The organism is Pantoea sp. Seng (assembly GCF_009829935.1).
Taxonomy (GTDB): domain Bacteria; phylum Pseudomonadota; class Gammaproteobacteria; order Enterobacterales; family Enterobacteriaceae; genus Pantoea; species Pantoea communis.
The window spans coordinates 85,404-101,717 of sequence record NZ_SZZV01000018.1 but is presented as its reverse complement, the minus strand read 5'-3'; the positions used below and the strand labels follow the sequence as shown (position 1 = coordinate 101,717).

15 protein-coding genes are annotated in these 16,314 nt (G+C 55.5%); 6 read left to right on the top strand and 9 right to left on the bottom strand.

Annotation, left to right across the window (positions count from 1 at the left end):
- The first annotated feature begins 8 nt into the window (after positions 1 to 8).
- The 4 genes from yihX to fabY are packed head-to-tail and all read left to right on the top strand — an operon-like array spanning position 9 to position 2,919.
- Positions 9 to 605, top strand: a complete 597-nt coding sequence (yihX, locus tag FD737_RS18270) for a glucose-1-phosphatase (protein ID WP_038644008.1) — start codon at positions 9 to 11, stop codon at positions 603 to 605.
- Positions 606 to 1,478 carry a virulence factor BrkB family protein gene (locus FD737_RS18265; protein WP_045815735.1) on the top strand — a complete coding sequence of 291 codons (873 nt, stop codon included), beginning with the start codon at positions 606 to 608 and terminating at the stop codon, positions 1,476 to 1,478.
- Positions 1,475 to 1,912: a D-aminoacyl-tRNA deacylase gene (dtd, locus tag FD737_RS18260; protein WP_034823876.1), complete on the top strand. Its 438-nt coding sequence runs from the start codon at positions 1,475 to 1,477 to the stop codon at positions 1,910 to 1,912. Before FD737_RS18265 ends, dtd begins: the two co-directional genes overlap by 4 nt.
- Before the next feature lie 59 nt (positions 1,913 to 1,971).
- Positions 1,972 to 2,919: a fatty acid biosynthesis protein FabY gene (fabY, locus tag FD737_RS18255; protein WP_034823865.1), complete on the top strand. Its 948-nt coding sequence runs from the start codon at positions 1,972 to 1,974 to the stop codon at positions 2,917 to 2,919.
- Positions 2,920 to 3,049: 130 nt separating this feature from the next.
- Here fabY and FD737_RS18250 read toward each other — a convergent pair whose 3' ends face one another.
- The 3 genes from FD737_RS18250 to FD737_RS18240 form a co-directional block, all read right to left on the bottom strand.
- On the bottom strand, positions 3,050 to 4,729 hold the full coding sequence (locus FD737_RS18250; RefSeq protein WP_097119685.1) for an AsmA family protein: 1,680 nt from the start codon (positions 4,727 to 4,729) through the stop codon (positions 3,050 to 3,052).
- 122 nt (positions 4,730 to 4,851) lie between these two features.
- Positions 4,852 to 6,228, bottom strand: coding sequence for an NCS2 family protein (locus FD737_RS18245; RefSeq protein WP_058960146.1), 1,377 nt, complete (start codon positions 6,226 to 6,228; stop codon positions 4,852 to 4,854).
- Between the two features lie 92 nt (positions 6,229 to 6,320).
- On the bottom strand, positions 6,321 to 7,256 hold the full coding sequence (locus FD737_RS18240; RefSeq protein WP_160834201.1) for a zinc-binding alcohol dehydrogenase family protein: 936 nt from the start codon (positions 7,254 to 7,256) through the stop codon (positions 6,321 to 6,323).
- Between the two features lie 70 nt (positions 7,257 to 7,326).
- On the opposite strand from FD737_RS18240, the gene FD737_RS18235 reads away from it, so the two are divergent.
- A complete protein-coding gene (locus tag FD737_RS18235; RefSeq protein WP_160834200.1) occupies positions 7,327 to 7,803 on the top strand; it encodes a MarR family winged helix-turn-helix transcriptional regulator in 477 nt (158 codons plus the stop codon).
- Between the two features lie 52 nt (positions 7,804 to 7,855).
- On the opposite strand, the gene recG is transcribed toward FD737_RS18235, so the two are convergent.
- From recG to gmk, 5 genes are read right to left on the bottom strand one after another with little or no spacing between them, the layout of a single operon-like run.
- Complete coding sequence (recG, locus tag FD737_RS18230; protein ID WP_097119644.1) at positions 7,856 to 9,934, bottom strand: ATP-dependent DNA helicase RecG; 2,079 nt, start codon at positions 9,932 to 9,934, stop codon at positions 7,856 to 7,858.
- Positions 9,931 to 10,626, bottom strand: a complete 696-nt coding sequence (trmH, locus tag FD737_RS18225) for a tRNA (guanosine(18)-2'-O)-methyltransferase TrmH (RefSeq protein WP_034823857.1) — start codon at positions 10,624 to 10,626, stop codon at positions 9,931 to 9,933. Before trmH ends, recG begins: the two co-directional genes overlap by 4 nt.
- 3 nt (positions 10,627 to 10,629) lie before the next feature.
- Complete coding sequence (gene spoT, locus FD737_RS18220; protein WP_160834199.1) at positions 10,630 to 12,738, bottom strand: bifunctional GTP diphosphokinase/guanosine-3',5'-bis pyrophosphate 3'-pyrophosphohydrolase; 2,109 nt, start codon at positions 12,736 to 12,738, stop codon at positions 10,630 to 10,632.
- 20 nt (positions 12,739 to 12,758) lie between these two features.
- A complete protein-coding gene (gene rpoZ, locus FD737_RS18215; RefSeq protein WP_034823855.1) occupies positions 12,759 to 13,034 on the bottom strand; it encodes a DNA-directed RNA polymerase subunit omega in 276 nt (91 codons plus the stop codon).
- A 57-nt stretch (positions 13,035 to 13,091) separates the two neighbouring features.
- Positions 13,092 to 13,715, bottom strand: a complete 624-nt coding sequence (gene gmk / locus FD737_RS18210; RefSeq protein ID WP_034823854.1) for a guanylate kinase — start codon at positions 13,713 to 13,715, stop codon at positions 13,092 to 13,094.
- Positions 13,716 to 13,954: 239 nt separating this feature from the next.
- Between gmk and ligB the strand changes: the two genes are divergently transcribed.
- Complete coding sequence (ligB, locus tag FD737_RS18205) at positions 13,955 to 15,697, top strand: NAD-dependent DNA ligase LigB (protein WP_160834198.1); 1,743 nt, start codon at positions 13,955 to 13,957, stop codon at positions 15,695 to 15,697.
- Here ligB and FD737_RS18200 read toward each other — a convergent pair.
- Entirely contained in the window at positions 15,638 to 16,255 is a 618-nt protein-coding gene (locus FD737_RS18200; RefSeq protein WP_058960141.1) for a trimeric intracellular cation channel family protein, read from the bottom strand. The two genes, ligB and FD737_RS18200, sit on opposite strands and share 60 nt — an antisense overlap.
- Between the last annotated feature and the right edge of the window lie 59 nt (positions 16,256 to 16,314).

Sequence of the window (16,314 nt, the reverse complement as noted above, 5' to 3'; positions counted from 1 at the left end):
GAGGCGTCATGCTGTACATCTTTGATTTAGGCAATGTGATTGTTGATATCGATTTTAATCGCGTGCTCGGCGTCTGGAGTGACCTGGGACGTGTGCCGCTGGCGACCTTACAAAGTCGCTTCCAGATGGATGAGGCGTTCGAGAAACACGAACGTGGTGAGATCAGCGATCCCGAGTTTGCGGCGCGTATCTGTGATCAACTGGATATCGCCTTAAGCTATCCGCAATTCACCGCGGGCTGGCAGGCGGTGTTTGTCGGGGTGCGTCCGGAAACGCTGGCGATCATGAACACACTGCGCGCCAACGGTGAGCGCGTGGTAATCCTGTCCAACACCAATCAGTTGCACTTTGAGTTCTGGCCAACGCAGTATCCGGAAGTGCAACAGGCCGCCGATCACGTCTATATGTCGCAAGACATAGGCATGCGTAAGCCAGAAGCGCGTATCTATCAATATGTGCTTGAGCACGAAGGCTATACCGCCGATCAAGCGGTGTTCTTTGATGATAATCGCGCCAACATTGATGCCGCGCGCGCGCTAGGTATAGAGAGCGTGCTGGTGGAAGACGCGAAAACCGTGCCGGACTGGTTCGCGAGCCGTCGCTGAGTGGTAACACGTAACCATTTGCGTCACTCGGCACACGCGTTTTTCCTGTGGGTTAAACTGCTCTGGCGCCGTGTTGATGAAGACAACATGACGACGCAGGCCGGGAATCTGGCCTACGTCTCATTGCTGGCTTTGGTGCCGCTGATCGCCGTGGTGTTTGCGCTTTTTGCCGCTTTCCCGATGTTTTCGGAGATCAGCGTCCAGCTTAAACATTTCATCTTCAGCAACTTTATGCCGGCAGCCGGAGACGTTATCCAGCGCTATCTCGACCAGTTTGTGGCCAACGTCAATAAAATGACAGCGGTAGGGATTGTCGGATTGATCGTGACCGCGCTGTTGCTGATGCACTCGGTGGACAGCGCACTCAACGCGATCTGGCGCAGTACTAAACCACGGCCAATGGTTTACTCCTTTGCCGTCTACTGGATGATCCTGACGCTCGGCCCGATACTGGCGGGTGCCAGTCTGGCCATCAGCTCTTACTTGTTATCGCTACGCTGGGTCAACGTCACCGGCGTCACCAGCCTTATCGATCAGGTGTTACGCATCTTCCCTCTGGTGCTCGCCATCCTCGCGTTCTGGTTGCTCTATAGCATCGTCCCAACGCGCCGTGTGCCAACGCGTGATGCACTGGTCGGCGCGATTGTCGCCGGGCTGTTGTTTGAGCTGGGCAAAAAAGGGTTTGCGCTCTATGTTACGATGTTCCCTTCGTATCAATTAATTTACGGCGTACTGGCAGTCATCCCGATTCTGTTTTTATGGGTTTACTGGACCTGGTGTATTGTGTTGTTAGGCGCGGAAATCACCGTCACCCTGGATGACTATCGCCAGCTAAAACAGCAGGAACGCGAAAAAGAACGAGAGGAAACATGATTGCTTTGATTCAGCGCGTCAGTCGCGCCAGCGTCGTGGTGGATGACGCGACGGTGGGCGAGATTGGCGCCGGTTTGCTGGTGTTATTAGGGGTGGAGAAGGGCGATGATGAGCAAAAGGCACAGCGCTTATCTGAACGCGTGCTGGGTTATCGCATCTTCGGTGATGAGAACGACAAAATGAACCTGAACGTACAGCAGGCCGGTGGCAGCGTGCTGGTGGTTTCGCAATTCACACTTGCCGCCGACACCAACAAAGGCATGCGTCCCTCATTCTCGGGTGGTGCCGAACCGGCGGAAGCCGAGCGTCTCTATCACTATTTCAGCGATTGTTGCCGGGCACAGGGTGTGACCACGGCGAACGGTCGTTTTGCTGCCAACATGCAGGTTTCGCTGGTGAATGATGGCCCAGTGACCTTCTGGTTGCAGGTGTGAGGTTTTCAGCCGAGCGGCCAGGGATCAGCCACGCAAGCTCCGAACGAGAGAATCACTTTATGTATCATCTTCGTGTGCCGCAAACGGCGGAAGAACTGGATACTTATTATCAGTTCCGCTGGGAAATGTTACGTAAGCCGCTGCGTCAGCCGCAGGGCTCTGAACGTGATGCCTGGGATGCGCTGGCGCATCATCAGATGGTGGTCGATGAGCAGGGTGATCCTGTTGCGGTTGGCCGTCTCTATATCAATGCGGAAAACGAAGCGGCCATCCGCTTCCTGGCCGTACACCCTTCGGTGCAGGGCAAAGGATTAGGGACGCTGGTGGCGATGACGCTGGAATCCGTTGCGCGTCAGGAGGGGGCGAAGCGCGTGACCTGTAGCGCGCGTGAAGACGCCGTGGAGTTCTTCGCCAAGCTGGGCTATGTCAATCAGGGAGAAATCACCGCGCCACAAACCACGCCGGTGCGCCATTTCCTGATGATCAAACCGGTGGTAACACTGGATGACATTCTGCACCGCGCTGACTGGTGTGGTCAGTTGCAGCAGGCCTGGTACGAGCATATTCCGCTCAGTGAGAAAATGGGCGTGCGCATTCTGCAATATACCGGGCAGAAGTTCGTTACTACCATGCCAGAAACCGGCAACCAGAACCCGCACCACACATTATTTGCTGGCAGTTTGTTCTCACTGGCTACGCTCACAGGCTGGGGGCTGATTTGGCTATTACTGCGCGAGCGGCATCTCGGCGGCACTATCATCCTTGCCGATGCTCATATTCGTTACAGTAAGCCCATTAGTGGGCGTCCGGGTGCAATTGCCGACCTGGGATCACTGAGTGGCGACCTTGACCGTCTGGCGCGTGGTCGTAAAGCACGCGTGCAGATGGAAGTGGAACTGTTTGGTGACGATGAGCTGGGTGCGGTGTTTGAAGGGGTATATATCGTACTGCCAGCCGATGCAGAGGGTGCATTAGAAGAGGGTGGCTCGGGTGCACGCATTAATTAATGCGTGCAGATTACGTTTTAGCCATCTTCAACCTTAATCGGTAGCAGCGCGAAGAATGGCGCATCGGTGAGCGACAGGGTGTCGCTACTGATACGCGGCATTCCTCGCATCGCTACCGTTTGCTGCCAATCTATTGAACCTGACCCGCATGCATCGTCTGCTGCACCGATTGTGTATCGGTGGTCACGGACACATTACCCTCAACACTTTGGCGCAATGGCGCGGCAGCACTCAATGAACCTTTCACCTGTAACAAAAGATTACTGTTGCCGCTAAGAGGCAACGCAGGCCAGCCCCAGTTCTGCAACACATTGGCGGGCACCGCCTGACCTTTGAGATTCAGCGTCAATGGACGCTGTGCATCCTGGCCAACACTCGCCGTCCCTTCCAGCAAACCGTTACCGTTGAAGGCGCTCATTTCCGTCACCTGAATCTGCTGATCGTTAGCATTAAAGGCAATGGAGGGATGGCGCAGATCGGTGCGATTAAACGTTGCTTCCGCCGCGTTAAAGCTCGCTTTACCGCCCCAGATTCCCCACTGATGCTGGCGTGCCAGTAGCAGGTTATCGGCGTTACCATCCAGCGCGGTCATCTGGAATGGGAAAGCAGGGTTGATGTCGATCACCAGATTACGATTGGCTGTAGCGTGTGTCACCAGCACGCTATCCAGCCATGATGGCAACGCTTGCTGCCAGCGGTCGCGCCAGTTCTGCGGTAAGGTATATTCCAGCCCGGCAATGGCTAAATCATTCAGCGTCAGGCGTTTATCGCTGCGCGTCCAGTTGCCGCTGGCACGGATCACGCCATTGGCCCAACGTGAACTGAACTGGGCCAATTCAATGCCCTGCGCCGAGAAGTTGGCATTCACAATCGGATCGTTAAGCTCAAAGCCACCATTAATGAAGTTACCGGCATTCATCGACAGTGAGCCATCATCGCTTTGCCAGTCATCTCCACGCAGCGTGATGTTCTTCAGGGTTAAATCGAGGTCGGTGACAGCCCAATCGGGCCCTTGCAGTCGGGCATCGGTCATATCCAGGCGATTGATGCTCACTGACGGCACGTCGCGCAGAGGATTGAGGAAATCACTCAGATTTTGATGGGTCTGCAGGCGGATATCGTTAAGACGTAGCTGATCAATCTTCCAGTTACCCTGCGCGTCGCGCTCGGCGTTGCCGGTCATCGAACCACGCGCGAGATCGGCCCCAATATTGCTGAATATCATGCGGTGCTGCTTCACACTTCCCTGCAGCAGCACATTGTTGCCCGGAACACCATTCAGCGTCAGCTTGCCTGCGCTCATCTGGAACTGTGCATCGCTGCCCAGCATATCCGTCGGGGTCGGTTTCCACGGGATAATTCCTCCATTAACCCGTTCAGCGATCATCGGCAGCATGCTGTGCGGGCTATCAATGCGCACGTTGTTCAGTTGCAGGCGATTGGCCTGGATAGGCAGCGTGGTATCGGGCGTCTGATTCGCGAGGTTAATCTCGCCATCACGCACGTCGATGCTATCAAAATGCAGCCAGTCACTGAATTGCACCAGCGCCAGTCCAAGATCGACGCGCTTGGCCACCAACACCGCTGGCTGACCATCGTGCCCAAAGCTGAAATCATCCAGCATGATGTGCGAGGGAGAAGAGAAGTTGTGCTCTATCTTGCTGAGGGAAAGATGCCAGGCGGTCTTATCACTTACCCAACGGCTAAACCAACCTGCGCCCCACTGTGTCTGTAGCAAGACATACAGGACAACCAGCCCCAGCAGAATCAGCAGCAGTAAGGTAAGGAAAAACTTGCCTAAAAATTTCATCGCATCCATCCATCCCGATATTTATCCGGTAAGAGGTTGTTATGCCTGAATTACCGTTACAGCTCAACAGCCTGGATGTAAAAGCGGATAAATAACAGGCAGGCCGTAGCCTGCCTTAAGGGTTACTTTTCCTGTGGAAAGACGAGGTTAAGCACGATTGCGGTGATACCACCGGCAGCAATGCCTGAGGAGAGCAGGGTTTTCAGCCAGTCCGGGGCGAATTGCAGAATCAGCGGTTGCTGTGAAACACCCAGGCCAACGGCCAGCGACAGTGCGATGATCATAATGGCGCGACGGTTCAGCGGCTCGCGCGAAACGATGCGTACACCCGATGCCGCAATCGTACCAAACATCACGATGGTGGCACCACCCAGCACTGGCTCAGGAATGTGCTGCACAAAACCACTCACCGCCGGGAACAGGCCAAGCACGATCAGCATCAGTGCCACGACAAAGCCCACATAACGGCTGGCAACGCCGGTCAATTGGATCACGCCATTGTTCTGCCCAAAGCAGGAGTTCGGAAACGTATTGAACAATGCGGATACAAATGAGTTGAGGCCATTAGCCAGCACGCCGCCTTTTAAGCGCTTCATATACAGTGGGCCGCTCACCGGTTGCTCTGACACATCCGAGGTGGCAGTGATATCGCCGATGGTTTCCAGCGAGGTCACCATAAACACCAGCATCAACGGGATCAGCAGGTTCCAGTCAAAACCGAGACCGTAATAAAGCGGTGTCGGCACTGCCACCAGCGGTTGATCGGTGGGCGCGCTGGTGGCAGGCAGCATATCCAGCGCCCATGCCAACGCATAACCGACCGCCATCGCGATCACCAGTGAAGCCACACGCAGGTAGGGATTGCGCTGACGGTTGAGCAGGATAATCACCACCAATACCGCGCCAGCCAGCAGCAGGTTCTTTGGTGCGCCGAAAGTGTGATCGCTCATCGCCGCGAAGCCACCGCCAATCGAGGTCAGGCCGACCTGAATCAGTGACAGGCCAATAATCATCACCACAATGCCGGAAACCAGCGGGGTAATAATACGACGCGCCAGATGCAGAACGCGTGACAGCACCATTTCGGTACAGGACGCCACCATCAACGTACCGAACAGCGCGGCCATCATGGTCGGGACATCGGCACCGCCATTTTTCAGCGCCATGCCACCCATAATCAGCGGTGTCACAAAGTTAAAGCTGGTGCCCTGAATGGAGAGCAAACCCGAACCCACCGGTCCCCAGGTTTTGATTTGCAGGATCGAAGCCACACCCGATGCAAATAGCGACATGCTGATAATGTGCTGCGTATCCTGAGCCGGTAAGCCCAGCGCCTGGCAGATCAACAGTGCAGGGGTAATCACAGCAACGAACATCGCCAGCAGATGCTGACAGGCAGCAAACAGCGTTTGTGGCAACGGTGGACGATCTTCGAGGCGGTAAATCAGTTCACTCTTTGGACGGGCTGACTGATGAGATTCAGCGGTATTGACGGACATGGTGCGCGTTCTCAATGACAACAAAGGGGCGATTTTAAACGGTTGCGTTGTGAAAGCAATCGTTTGCAATGCCCCTTTTCACTTGCATTGATTTAAAGCGTAAACACGGTACGGCTGCGGCTATCATCTTCCTGCCATGCCTGAGTCACTTCACGCAACGGGCGCATCTGGAAAGCGACCGAAAAATCACTCTCCGCCGCGGCATTCAACATTTCGCTGATGCAGGCGATCAGATCCGCATCGGATACGCTACCCAGACCGCTGCCCATTAATGTCAGACCCGATGAGCGCAACAGCTTGCTGTGCAGGGTGATCTCCTGGCCACTCAGCGAGCCGATTTGCACGAAGCGCACCGATTTCTCTCCACCCGCGACAGCCGCCTGCATGATATCAAGTGCACTCTGGCCCCACAGGTAATCCAGCACGATATCGATACCTTCTTTCATCAGTGCGGGCAGTGCGCCGGGCAACTCATCCAGCGTCAGGGTGATGTCCGCGCCCTGGGCACGCAGTTGATCCAGTACTTCACGATTGCGACCAGTGGCGATGATTTTGCCCGCGCCGAGATGGCGGGCAATGCGTACCGCTAGTCCACCTGAGGTGCCGGTGGCGCCATTGATCAGCACCGTTTCACCTGGCTGCAACTGCGCCCGGCGCGTCAATGCTGCCCAGGAGGACATGCCCGGATTGGCGATGGCGGCTGCCAGCACCGGATCGAGTGAGGCGGGCAGAGGCACAATGGCAGTGACTGGAACCAGGGTTCTTTCCGCCATGCTGCCCCAGGGCGCATCAAAGGCGAGAAAATAGACCGGATCGCCGTTGCTGAGTGTACCGGTGCCGTCAATGCCGGTGATAAAAGGGTAATGCGTGGTGGCGCTGTAGTGTTTGCCAGAAGCGCGTGCTTTCGCCAGTTGACTGACGGCAGCTGCTTTAACGCTGACAATAACATGTTGTTCATCGGCTTGCGGTTCAGGGAAATCAGCGTAAACCGGCTGTTCGCCCGCTGCAGAAACGATAGCTGCTTTCATGCTTTCTCCTTCAGATAATCGGAATATATGTGTAATATGCACACATTAGTTCTGCCTCGGGATGACGTCAATGAAAAGTGTGCAAAATACACATAATAGTGCAGGGTTCGACGATCTGCATAATGCGCTGCTGATGATTGTGGGTACTTTTAATCGCCCGCAACGTGATGAATTACTAATAAAAGAGTCCAATATTCAACTCGATCGTGCGCTATTTCCGCTGCTAATTCAGATTGGCCGCTTTGGACCGATTGGCGTGGTGGAACTGGCAGAGCGCGCCGGACGCGATTACACCACCGTGAGCCGTCAGGTGGCGAAACTGGAAGAGCTGGGGTTAGCGCAACGACAGAAAAATGCCAAAGACAAACGCGTAAACGAAGCGGTCATTACCGCCACTGGCAAAGCGATGACGGATAAAATCGATGCCGCACGGGCGCAGATTTATCAGCATCTGTTTGAGAACTGGCAGGATAGCGAGCGCACCGAGCTGGCGCGTCTGTTGCAGAAATTTGTCGGGGATTTTATGGCGATCGATCGTAGTGAGTAAGGGCGGGCATCGTGTCGTGTTGGCTCTTTAACACGCTGTCTTTTGCCCACTTTTAAGCATTGCTGTAGCGCTCGGTCTCTGGCAGCCAGCGTTCAATCAACGCCTGCGCCTGTTCTGGATAGTGCTGGTGGATATGGCGTGCCACGCGTTGCACTTCCGGGATCATGCCCTGATCGCGCAGTAAGTCTGCAACCTTAAACTCCGCATTACCGGTCTGGCGCGTACCAAGTAATTCACCAGGACCGCGAATTTCCAGGTCGTGCTGAGCGATGACGAAGCCATCGTTGCTGTCGCGCAGTACCTGCAAACGCTTCTGCGCGGTTTTGCTGAGCGGCGCTTTATACAACAGCACGCAATGCGAGGCGACTGCGCCACGGCCCACGCGACCGCGCAGCTGATGCAGCTGAGCCAGGCCCAAACGTTCCGGGTTTTCGATGATCATCAGGCTGGCGTTGGGCACGTCTACCCCGACTTCAATCACCGTCGTCGCGACCAGTAACTGAATCTCGTTGGCTTTGAAGGCCGCCATGACCGCCTGTTTTTCTGCCGGTTTCATGCGGCCGTGCACCAGCCCAACCTGCAAGCCAGGCAGCGCGAGTTTCAACTCTTCCCAGGTGGCTTCCGCCGCTTGTGCTTCCAGTACATCTGACTCTTCAATCAGCGTACAGACCCAGTAAGCCTGGCGACCTTCATGGCAGGCGTTTTTCACACGCTCAATAATATCGCCGCGGCGACTGTCAGGAATGGCCACTGTGGTGACCGGTGTGCGGCCAGGCGGTAATTCGTCGATGGTGGAGGTGTCGAGATCGGCATAGGCGGTCATCGCCAGGGTACGCGGAATCGGCGTGGCGGTCATAATCAGCTGATGCGGATGGAACCCCTGCTCTTCACCTTTTTCCCATAGCGCAAGACGTTGATGCACGCCGAAGCGATGTTGCTCATCAATGATCACCAGCGCCATGCCGTTGAATTTGACCTGCTCCTGGAACAGCGCATGCGTGCCGACCACCATCGCTACCTGCCCGCTGGCAATCGCTTCCTGCTGGGCTTCACGTGCTTTGCCTTTTTGCTTGCCAGCCAGCCAACCCACTTCAATGCCCAGCGGCGCAAACCACTGGCGGAAATTGTTGGCATGCTGCTCGGCCAGCAGCTCGGTCGGCGCCATCAGCGCCACCTGTTTGCCATGCGCAATGACATTCAGCGCCGCCAGCGCCGCGACCAGCGTTTTGCCCGATCCCACATCGCCCTGCACCAGACGCATCATTGGGAAGTCGTTGGCTAAATCGCGCTCGATCTCCTCAACCACGCGTTTTTGCGCGCCGGTGGGTGAGAAGGGCAGCGCGGCCAGCAATTGATTCACCAGATTATGCTTAGCAGGCATCGGCAACGCATGATGACGTTGTGCGCCGGCACGAACCGCCAGCATGCTGAGGTTGTGCGCCAGCAGCTCTTCAAGGATTAAGCGCTTTTGTGCGGGATGGCGACCGGTTTCCAGCTCGCTCAGACGTAAATCGGGCGGCGGACGATGCAGCGTGCGCAGGGCATCCGGCAAACTCATCAAGCCACCGCTCAGTTCTGACGGAAGCAACTCGGCAATCGGGCAGCTTTCCAGCAACGTCAGCGCTTGATCGGTGAGATTGCGCAGCGTGGCCTGACGAATGCCTTCAGTGGTGGGATAGACCGGTGTCAGGGTTTCCTGTAGCTCGACGCCGCCCTGTTCGCCCTGCACGCGATACTCGGGATGAATAATTTCAGCACCGCGCTGACCACGTTTGATTTCGCCATAAGCGGTGACGCGGCGGCCTGGCGCCAGACTGTTTTTCATCCCGGCATTGAAATTGAAGAAGCGCATGGTCAGCACGCCGCTGCCATCACTGATCTGGCACACCAGCATGCGGCGGCGGCCAAAGGTGATCTCACTGTGTAGCACTTCACCTTCCACCGTGGACCAGACGCCCGGCAGCAGGTCATTAATCTTGTAGAGTTGGGTGCGATCTTCGTAGCGCAGCGGCAGATGCAGCAGCAAATCCTGAATAGTGAACAGGCTGAGTTTAGCCAGTTTTCCCGCCTGACTGGCGCCGACGCCGGTCAGGGTACTGAGCGGTATGGCATCCAGCAGACGGCCTTTCATTTTTTACCTGTGGATTGCATGGTGGCCCACCAGTCGGCATCGGCTTCCACCTCGCCCTGGGCGTTGATATGCGGATAAGGCAGACCTTTTTGCTTCGCCACGCGTGCAAGCACCGGATAACCGCCTTCAAACAGCAAACGCTGCTGTTCATCGGCATCAAGCAAGCTGTGCTGACGTTTGTACATGCCGGCGTTCTGCCGTTGACGCTGCGCTTCATACAGAATCAGCGCGGAGGCGACGGACACGTTGAGCGACTGCACCATGCCCACCATCGGCACAATGATGTCTTGATCGGCGAGCGCCAGCGCTTCAGCGGTGATGCCTGTTTTTTCCTGCCCCATCAGAATGCAGGTCGGTTTGGTGTAATCGATCTCGCGAAAATCCACTGCATTGGCCGACAGATTGGTCGCCAGCACCTGCATCCCCTGATCTTTCAAGTGACGCACGGCTTCTGCGATATGACGATGCGTCTGCACTTTCACCCAACTGTTGCTGCCCGCTGAAGCAGATACCATGGTGCGCATGCGCACGCTAGGCCAGACGGCGTGCACTTCATGGATGCCGACCGCGTCAGCAGTACGAATCACCGCCGAGACATTATGCGGCTTATGGACCTGCTCCATGCATACGGTGAGGTCGTGCTGGCGCATGGCCAGCATTTCCTGGATACGAGCAAAACGTTGAGCGTTCATGCACTAATTACGGTTACGGTGAACTTTAATCACATCCGGCATTACGCGGATTTTACGCATAATATTGGCCAGATGGACGCGGTCGTTCGCGGTGAGACGGATAAAGGCGCTGTAAACACGGCCGTCGCGCTCTTCCGTGTTAAGACTTTGGATGTTGGATCCCGCTGTGTTGATAGCTGCCGTCAGGTTCGCCAGTGCGCCCTGATGGTTGAACATATCAACCTTAATTTCCGCGACAAACTCCTGGTCGATAACCTTGTCCCACTCAACCGGCATAAACTTCTCGGGCTCTTTCTGATAGCCACGGATGTTACGACAGGATTCGTGATGCACCACCAGACCTTTACCCGGGCTGACGTGCGCGACAATCGGATCGCCAGGAATCGGACGACAGCACTTGGCAAAGGTAATCAATACGCCATCAGCACCTTTGATCGGCAGCTTTTTGCGTTTGCTGTTGCTTTGCGGCTGCTCAGCACCCGACTGCAGCAGGTTTTTCGCCACGACCACGCTCATGGCGTTGCCGAGGCCGATCTCCGCCAGCAAATCGTCAATGCTGGTCAGCTTAATGCGCTCCAGCTCGTGCTGAATATTTTCCGGCGGGATCTCTGCCAGCTTCTTGCTGCCGCCGAGCGCATGGCTCAACAGACGACGGCCAAGGTTGACGGAGTCTTCGCGTTTGAGGTTTTTTAGTAGCTGACGAATTTTGGCGCGTGCTTTCGAGCTCACCACAAAGTTGAGCCATGCCGCGTTAGGACGGGCACCTGGCGCAGTGATGATTTCGATGGTTTGGCCGCTAGTTAGCGATTGCGACAGCGGATAAGGCTGGCGATCGACGCGGGCGCCCACACAGGCATGGCCAATATCGGTGTGCACGGCGTAAGCGAAGTCTACCGGTGTGGCGCCAGCAGGCAGTTCGACGATACGGCCTTCCGGCGTGAAGACGTAGATCTCATCCGGGAAGAGATCGGATTTCACGCTCTCGATAAATTCAAACGAGCTACCGGCGCTTTGTTGCAGCTCCAGCAGGCTTTGCAGCCAGCGCTGGGCGCGAATCTGTGCGGTCGTGCCGCTTTCACCGGCCTCTTTATAAGCCCAGTGTGCCGCTACCCCCATCTCCGCCATCTGATCCATATCTTCGGTACGGATTTGCACTTCAACGGGCACGCCGTGCGGGCCAATCATTGATGTATGCAGTGATTGATAGCCGTTGGCCTTGGGAATAGCGATGTAATCTTTGACGCGTCCAGGACGCGGTTTGTACAGGCTGTGCATCTGACCGAGCACGCGATAACAGGTATCCAGGTCTTTCACGATAACGCGAAAGGCATAAATATCCATGATCGAGTGGAATCGCTGCTCTTTCAGGTGCATTTTGCGGTAGATCGAATAGAGATGCTTCTCGCGGCCACTGACACGGCAGGGAATGCCTGCTTCCTGTAAGCGCCCGTCGATTTCAGAAAGGATCTTCTGAATCATCTCTTTACGATTACCGCGTGCCGCTTTCACCACCTCTTTGATCACGCGGAAACGATTTGGATAGAGGGCTTCAAAGCCGAGTTCTTCCAACTCTGTTTTCAGGTGATGAATACCAAGTCGGTGCGCCAGAGGACTGTAAATCTCCAGCGTTTCGAGTGCGATACGACGTTTCTTATCCGGTCGCAACGCACCGAGCGTGCGCATGTTGTGCGTGCGGTCAGCCAGCTTGATCAGAATGACGCGGATATCCTGCACCATCGCCATGATCATTTTGCGGAAGTTTTCAGCCTGCGCTTCTTTCTTGTCGCGGAACTTCAGCTTGTCGAGTTTCGACACGCCTTCCACCAGTTCGGCCACGCTTTTGCCAAACAGCTGTTCCATATCCTGGTAAGTGGCGGGTGTATCTTCGATCACGTCATGCAGCAGCGCTGCCATCAGCGTTTCATGGTCGAGTTTCATCTCGGCCAGAATGCAGGCAACGGCAACAGGATGGGTGATGTAAGGTTCACCGCTGGAGCGTGTCTGACCCTCGTGGGCATCACGCGCGACGAGATAAGCTTGCTTGAGGCGCTTGATTTGCTCCTCAGGCAAGTATTTTTCAATCAGTTGATTGAGGCTTTCAAACAGATACAAGGTTGACCTGCGAAGTGCTGTTAACGACGACCTTCAGCGATAGCGGTAACGGCTTGTAACTCAGCGGCTTCCTGCTCTTGCTGCTCCTGACGATCACGCACATCCAGAATCTGGGTAGTGATCAGGCCTTCTTCGATTTCGCGCAGGGCGATAACGGTGGCTTTATCGTTCTCTTCCGGAACCAGCGGATCTTTACCGCCTACCTGCATCTGACGTGCACGACGTGCAGCGACCAACACCAGGTCAAAACGGTTACCAATTTTCTCTACTGCGTCCTGAACGGTTACGCGTGCCATAGGTGTGCTACTCCACAGATGATGAAGAAATGACTGGGCATAATACTGAAAGTGACTTCAGACTGCCAATAGTTTGCTGATTAAAGCATCATGTCGCGATTTTTGGCGACTCATACGCAGACGTTCTGCGCGAATAATGTGTTTCAGGTCGGTCAGTGCCAGGTCGAAATCATCATTCACGATCAGATAATCGTATTCTGCGTAGTGACTCATTTCCGCCACGGCCTGAGCCATACGGCGGGCGATAACCTCTTCGCTATCCTGACCACGGCCACGCAGGCGACGATCTAACTCTTCAGTCGACGGCGGCAGCACAAAAATGCTGCGTGCGGCAGGCATTTTCTGGCGAATTTGCTGAGCACCTTGCCAGTCGATATCCAGAAATACATCGACACCGGTCGCCAGCACGCGCTCAATCGCGGCGCGCGAGGTACCGTAGTAATTGCCAAACACTTCCGCATGTTCGAGGAAGTCTTCAGCGGCAATCATGGTCTCAAATTCAGGCTTGGAGACAAAGAAATAGTGTTCACCATGAACTTCACCGGGACGCACGCCGCGAGTGGTATGGGAAACAGACACCTGCGTATCGTACAGCGGCTGTGTCTTCAATAAAGCCTGAATCAGACTGGATTTACCCGCGCCACTGGGGGCGGAAACAATATAAAGCGTGCCTTGAGCCATGGTTATCTTGAATTGAGTAAAGAGCGGAGTCGATTTCCTGCACAGTATACACGGCTTAACGGTGCCACGCAGCGTTTGCCGTTGGGCTAAGGTAATTCTTTTTCTGTGAACCCGCGCCAGATAACGCGGTAAGCCGCTGCAAACGGCTTAAAAAACTGGGAATACGTTTGCTCTCTACCACCTTCAGCACTGGTCATTGCCCTCATCGCACTCTCCAATAGACAAAAAGGAGAGCAACGATGAAAGGATGGTGGTGGTTGTGTTGCTGGTTTTTCACCGCGGCTTGCGGGGCTGAAGCGCTGTGCCCTAACTGGTCACCGGTGCGCGCCGAACAAGAGATGGTTCAATTACATAGCCAGCTACGGCACTGGGATGATGCCTACTATCGCAAGGGCACGAGTCTGGTTAGCGATGGGGACTATGACAGCCTGCAGCAACGCTTACTGCATTGGCAGCGCTGCTTCGCGCCGGATCAACGGGCTTATCAAGCGCAGCCCACAACGGACGGTAGTACCCGACACCCGGTGGCACACACAGGGGTACGGAAACTGCGTGACAAGTTGGCGGTGGCTTACTGGATGCAGGATAAATCGCCACTGTGGATACAGCCGAAAGTCGATGGCGTGGCGGTAACGCTGGTGTATCGACGCGGGCAATTGGTTTCTCTGGTGAGTCGCGGCGATGGCTTGCGTGGCGAAGAGTGGATAACCAAAGCCCGCCATATTCCGGCGATTCCTACTCACATTGAAACCGATCGTGAAGAGGTGGTGCTGCAAGGCGAGCTGTTTCTGCTTATGACCGATCATCAGCAAGCACGTGACGGAGGGCGAAATGCCAGAGCGCAGGTGGCGGGTGCGATGATGCGTCATGAAGCTTCTCCGCTGCTGGCAGATTTCGGCATTTTTATCTGGGCATGGCCCGATGGTCCAATCCAGATGCCCGCTCGACTGGCGCAGTTATCACGCTGGGGATTCGGTCTGGCGCAGGACTGGAGCCACCCAATCGAGAATGAAGAGGAGGCGGAGGTGTGGCGCGATCGCTGGTTCCGTGCATCTTTGCCGTTCGTCACCGATGGCGTCGTGATCCATCAATCACCCGTCGGTGCCGGGCGGGACTGGCAGCCTGGCCAGGGACATTGGTCCGCCGCGTGGAAATATCAGCCGGTTGAAGTCAGCAGTGAAGTGCTGTCCGTGGATTTCAACGTTGGGCGCACGGGGAAAATTGCCGTGGTGCTGAACCTCACTCCCGTTCAGCTGGATGATAAAACCGTGCGCAGAGTGAATCTTGGATCGCTGCGGCGATGGCGGGAGCTGGATGTCATCGCAGGTGATCAAGTGATAGTCACGTTAGCCGGTCAGGGTATTCCTCGCTTAGAGCGAGTCATTTGGCGGGTGAGAGGGCGAGATTATCCTTTAACACCACAGCAGGGCGAATTTAATCCGCTGTCTTGTTTGCACTTCAACCAGGATTGTCGGCTGCAGTTCTTATCACGCCTCACCTGGCTCAGTCAGAAATCGGTGCTGAACATCCCTGGCGTGCAACGTAGTAGCTGGCAGCGGTTACTGAACAGTGGCGCCATCACCCATCTTTTCTCCTGGCTGACGTTAACGCCAGAAGAGATCGCGCAGGACAGCGGGATGTCCTCTGCGCGGGCACAAGAGATTTGGCAACGTTTCCAACAGACACGTCAGCAACCCTTTCGGCGCTGGGTGAGCGCACTAGGTCTACCGCTTCCCCGAACCGCGTTGCAGGCCTTAGCGGATAACGACTGGACAGCGTTGCTGGCTCGCTCGGCAGATGAGTGGCAGCAGCTACCCGGCATCGGGCGCACACTGGCAGAGCGGATTGTTAGCATGCTGCAGGATGAGGAATTACAGCAACTGATCCGCTTTTTACAGCAGCAGGAAATTCCTGCTGCACCTTTAATGTTCGGGGTGGGGATAGTTGAAGATCGGCAGACCAAGGCGGAAGCGCAGCGCTAATAAACGGCCAATGAAGCCGGCCAGCAGCGTAATGATCACCACGGCTTCATGGGGAAGCGGCGTTTTGAGCAGCAGAATGTAGATCCAACCTGCGGCAAATGCGATACCGGCATAGAGCTCTTTTTGGAACACCAGCGGGATGCGATTGCAGAACATATCACGCAGCACGCCACCAAAAACCCCCGTGATCACGGCGGCAATAGCGGCAATGATCGAGGCATGACCAGAATCCAGCGCGACCTGCGCGCCAATAATGGAGAACACCACCAGGCCAAGCGCATCCAGTACCAGAAACACTTTACGCAGATGATTCATTAAAGGGGCAACAAAAGTGGTCACCACCGCCGCGGCGGCCACGATCATGATGTACTCCGGGTTTTTAACCCAACTCAACGGATAATGCCCGAGCAGGATGTCACGCACCGAGCCGCCTCCGATTGCAGTGACGGACGCAATGATGATGACGCCAAACAGATCCATTTTGCGGCGACCAGCGGCCAGCGCACCGGTCATGGCTTCGGCGGTGATGCCAATAATGTAGAGAACGGTTAATAACATAGAGCACTCCATAAGATCGGCGGCCAGCCTAAAGATTTCCTCAGCTATCGACCACTGAG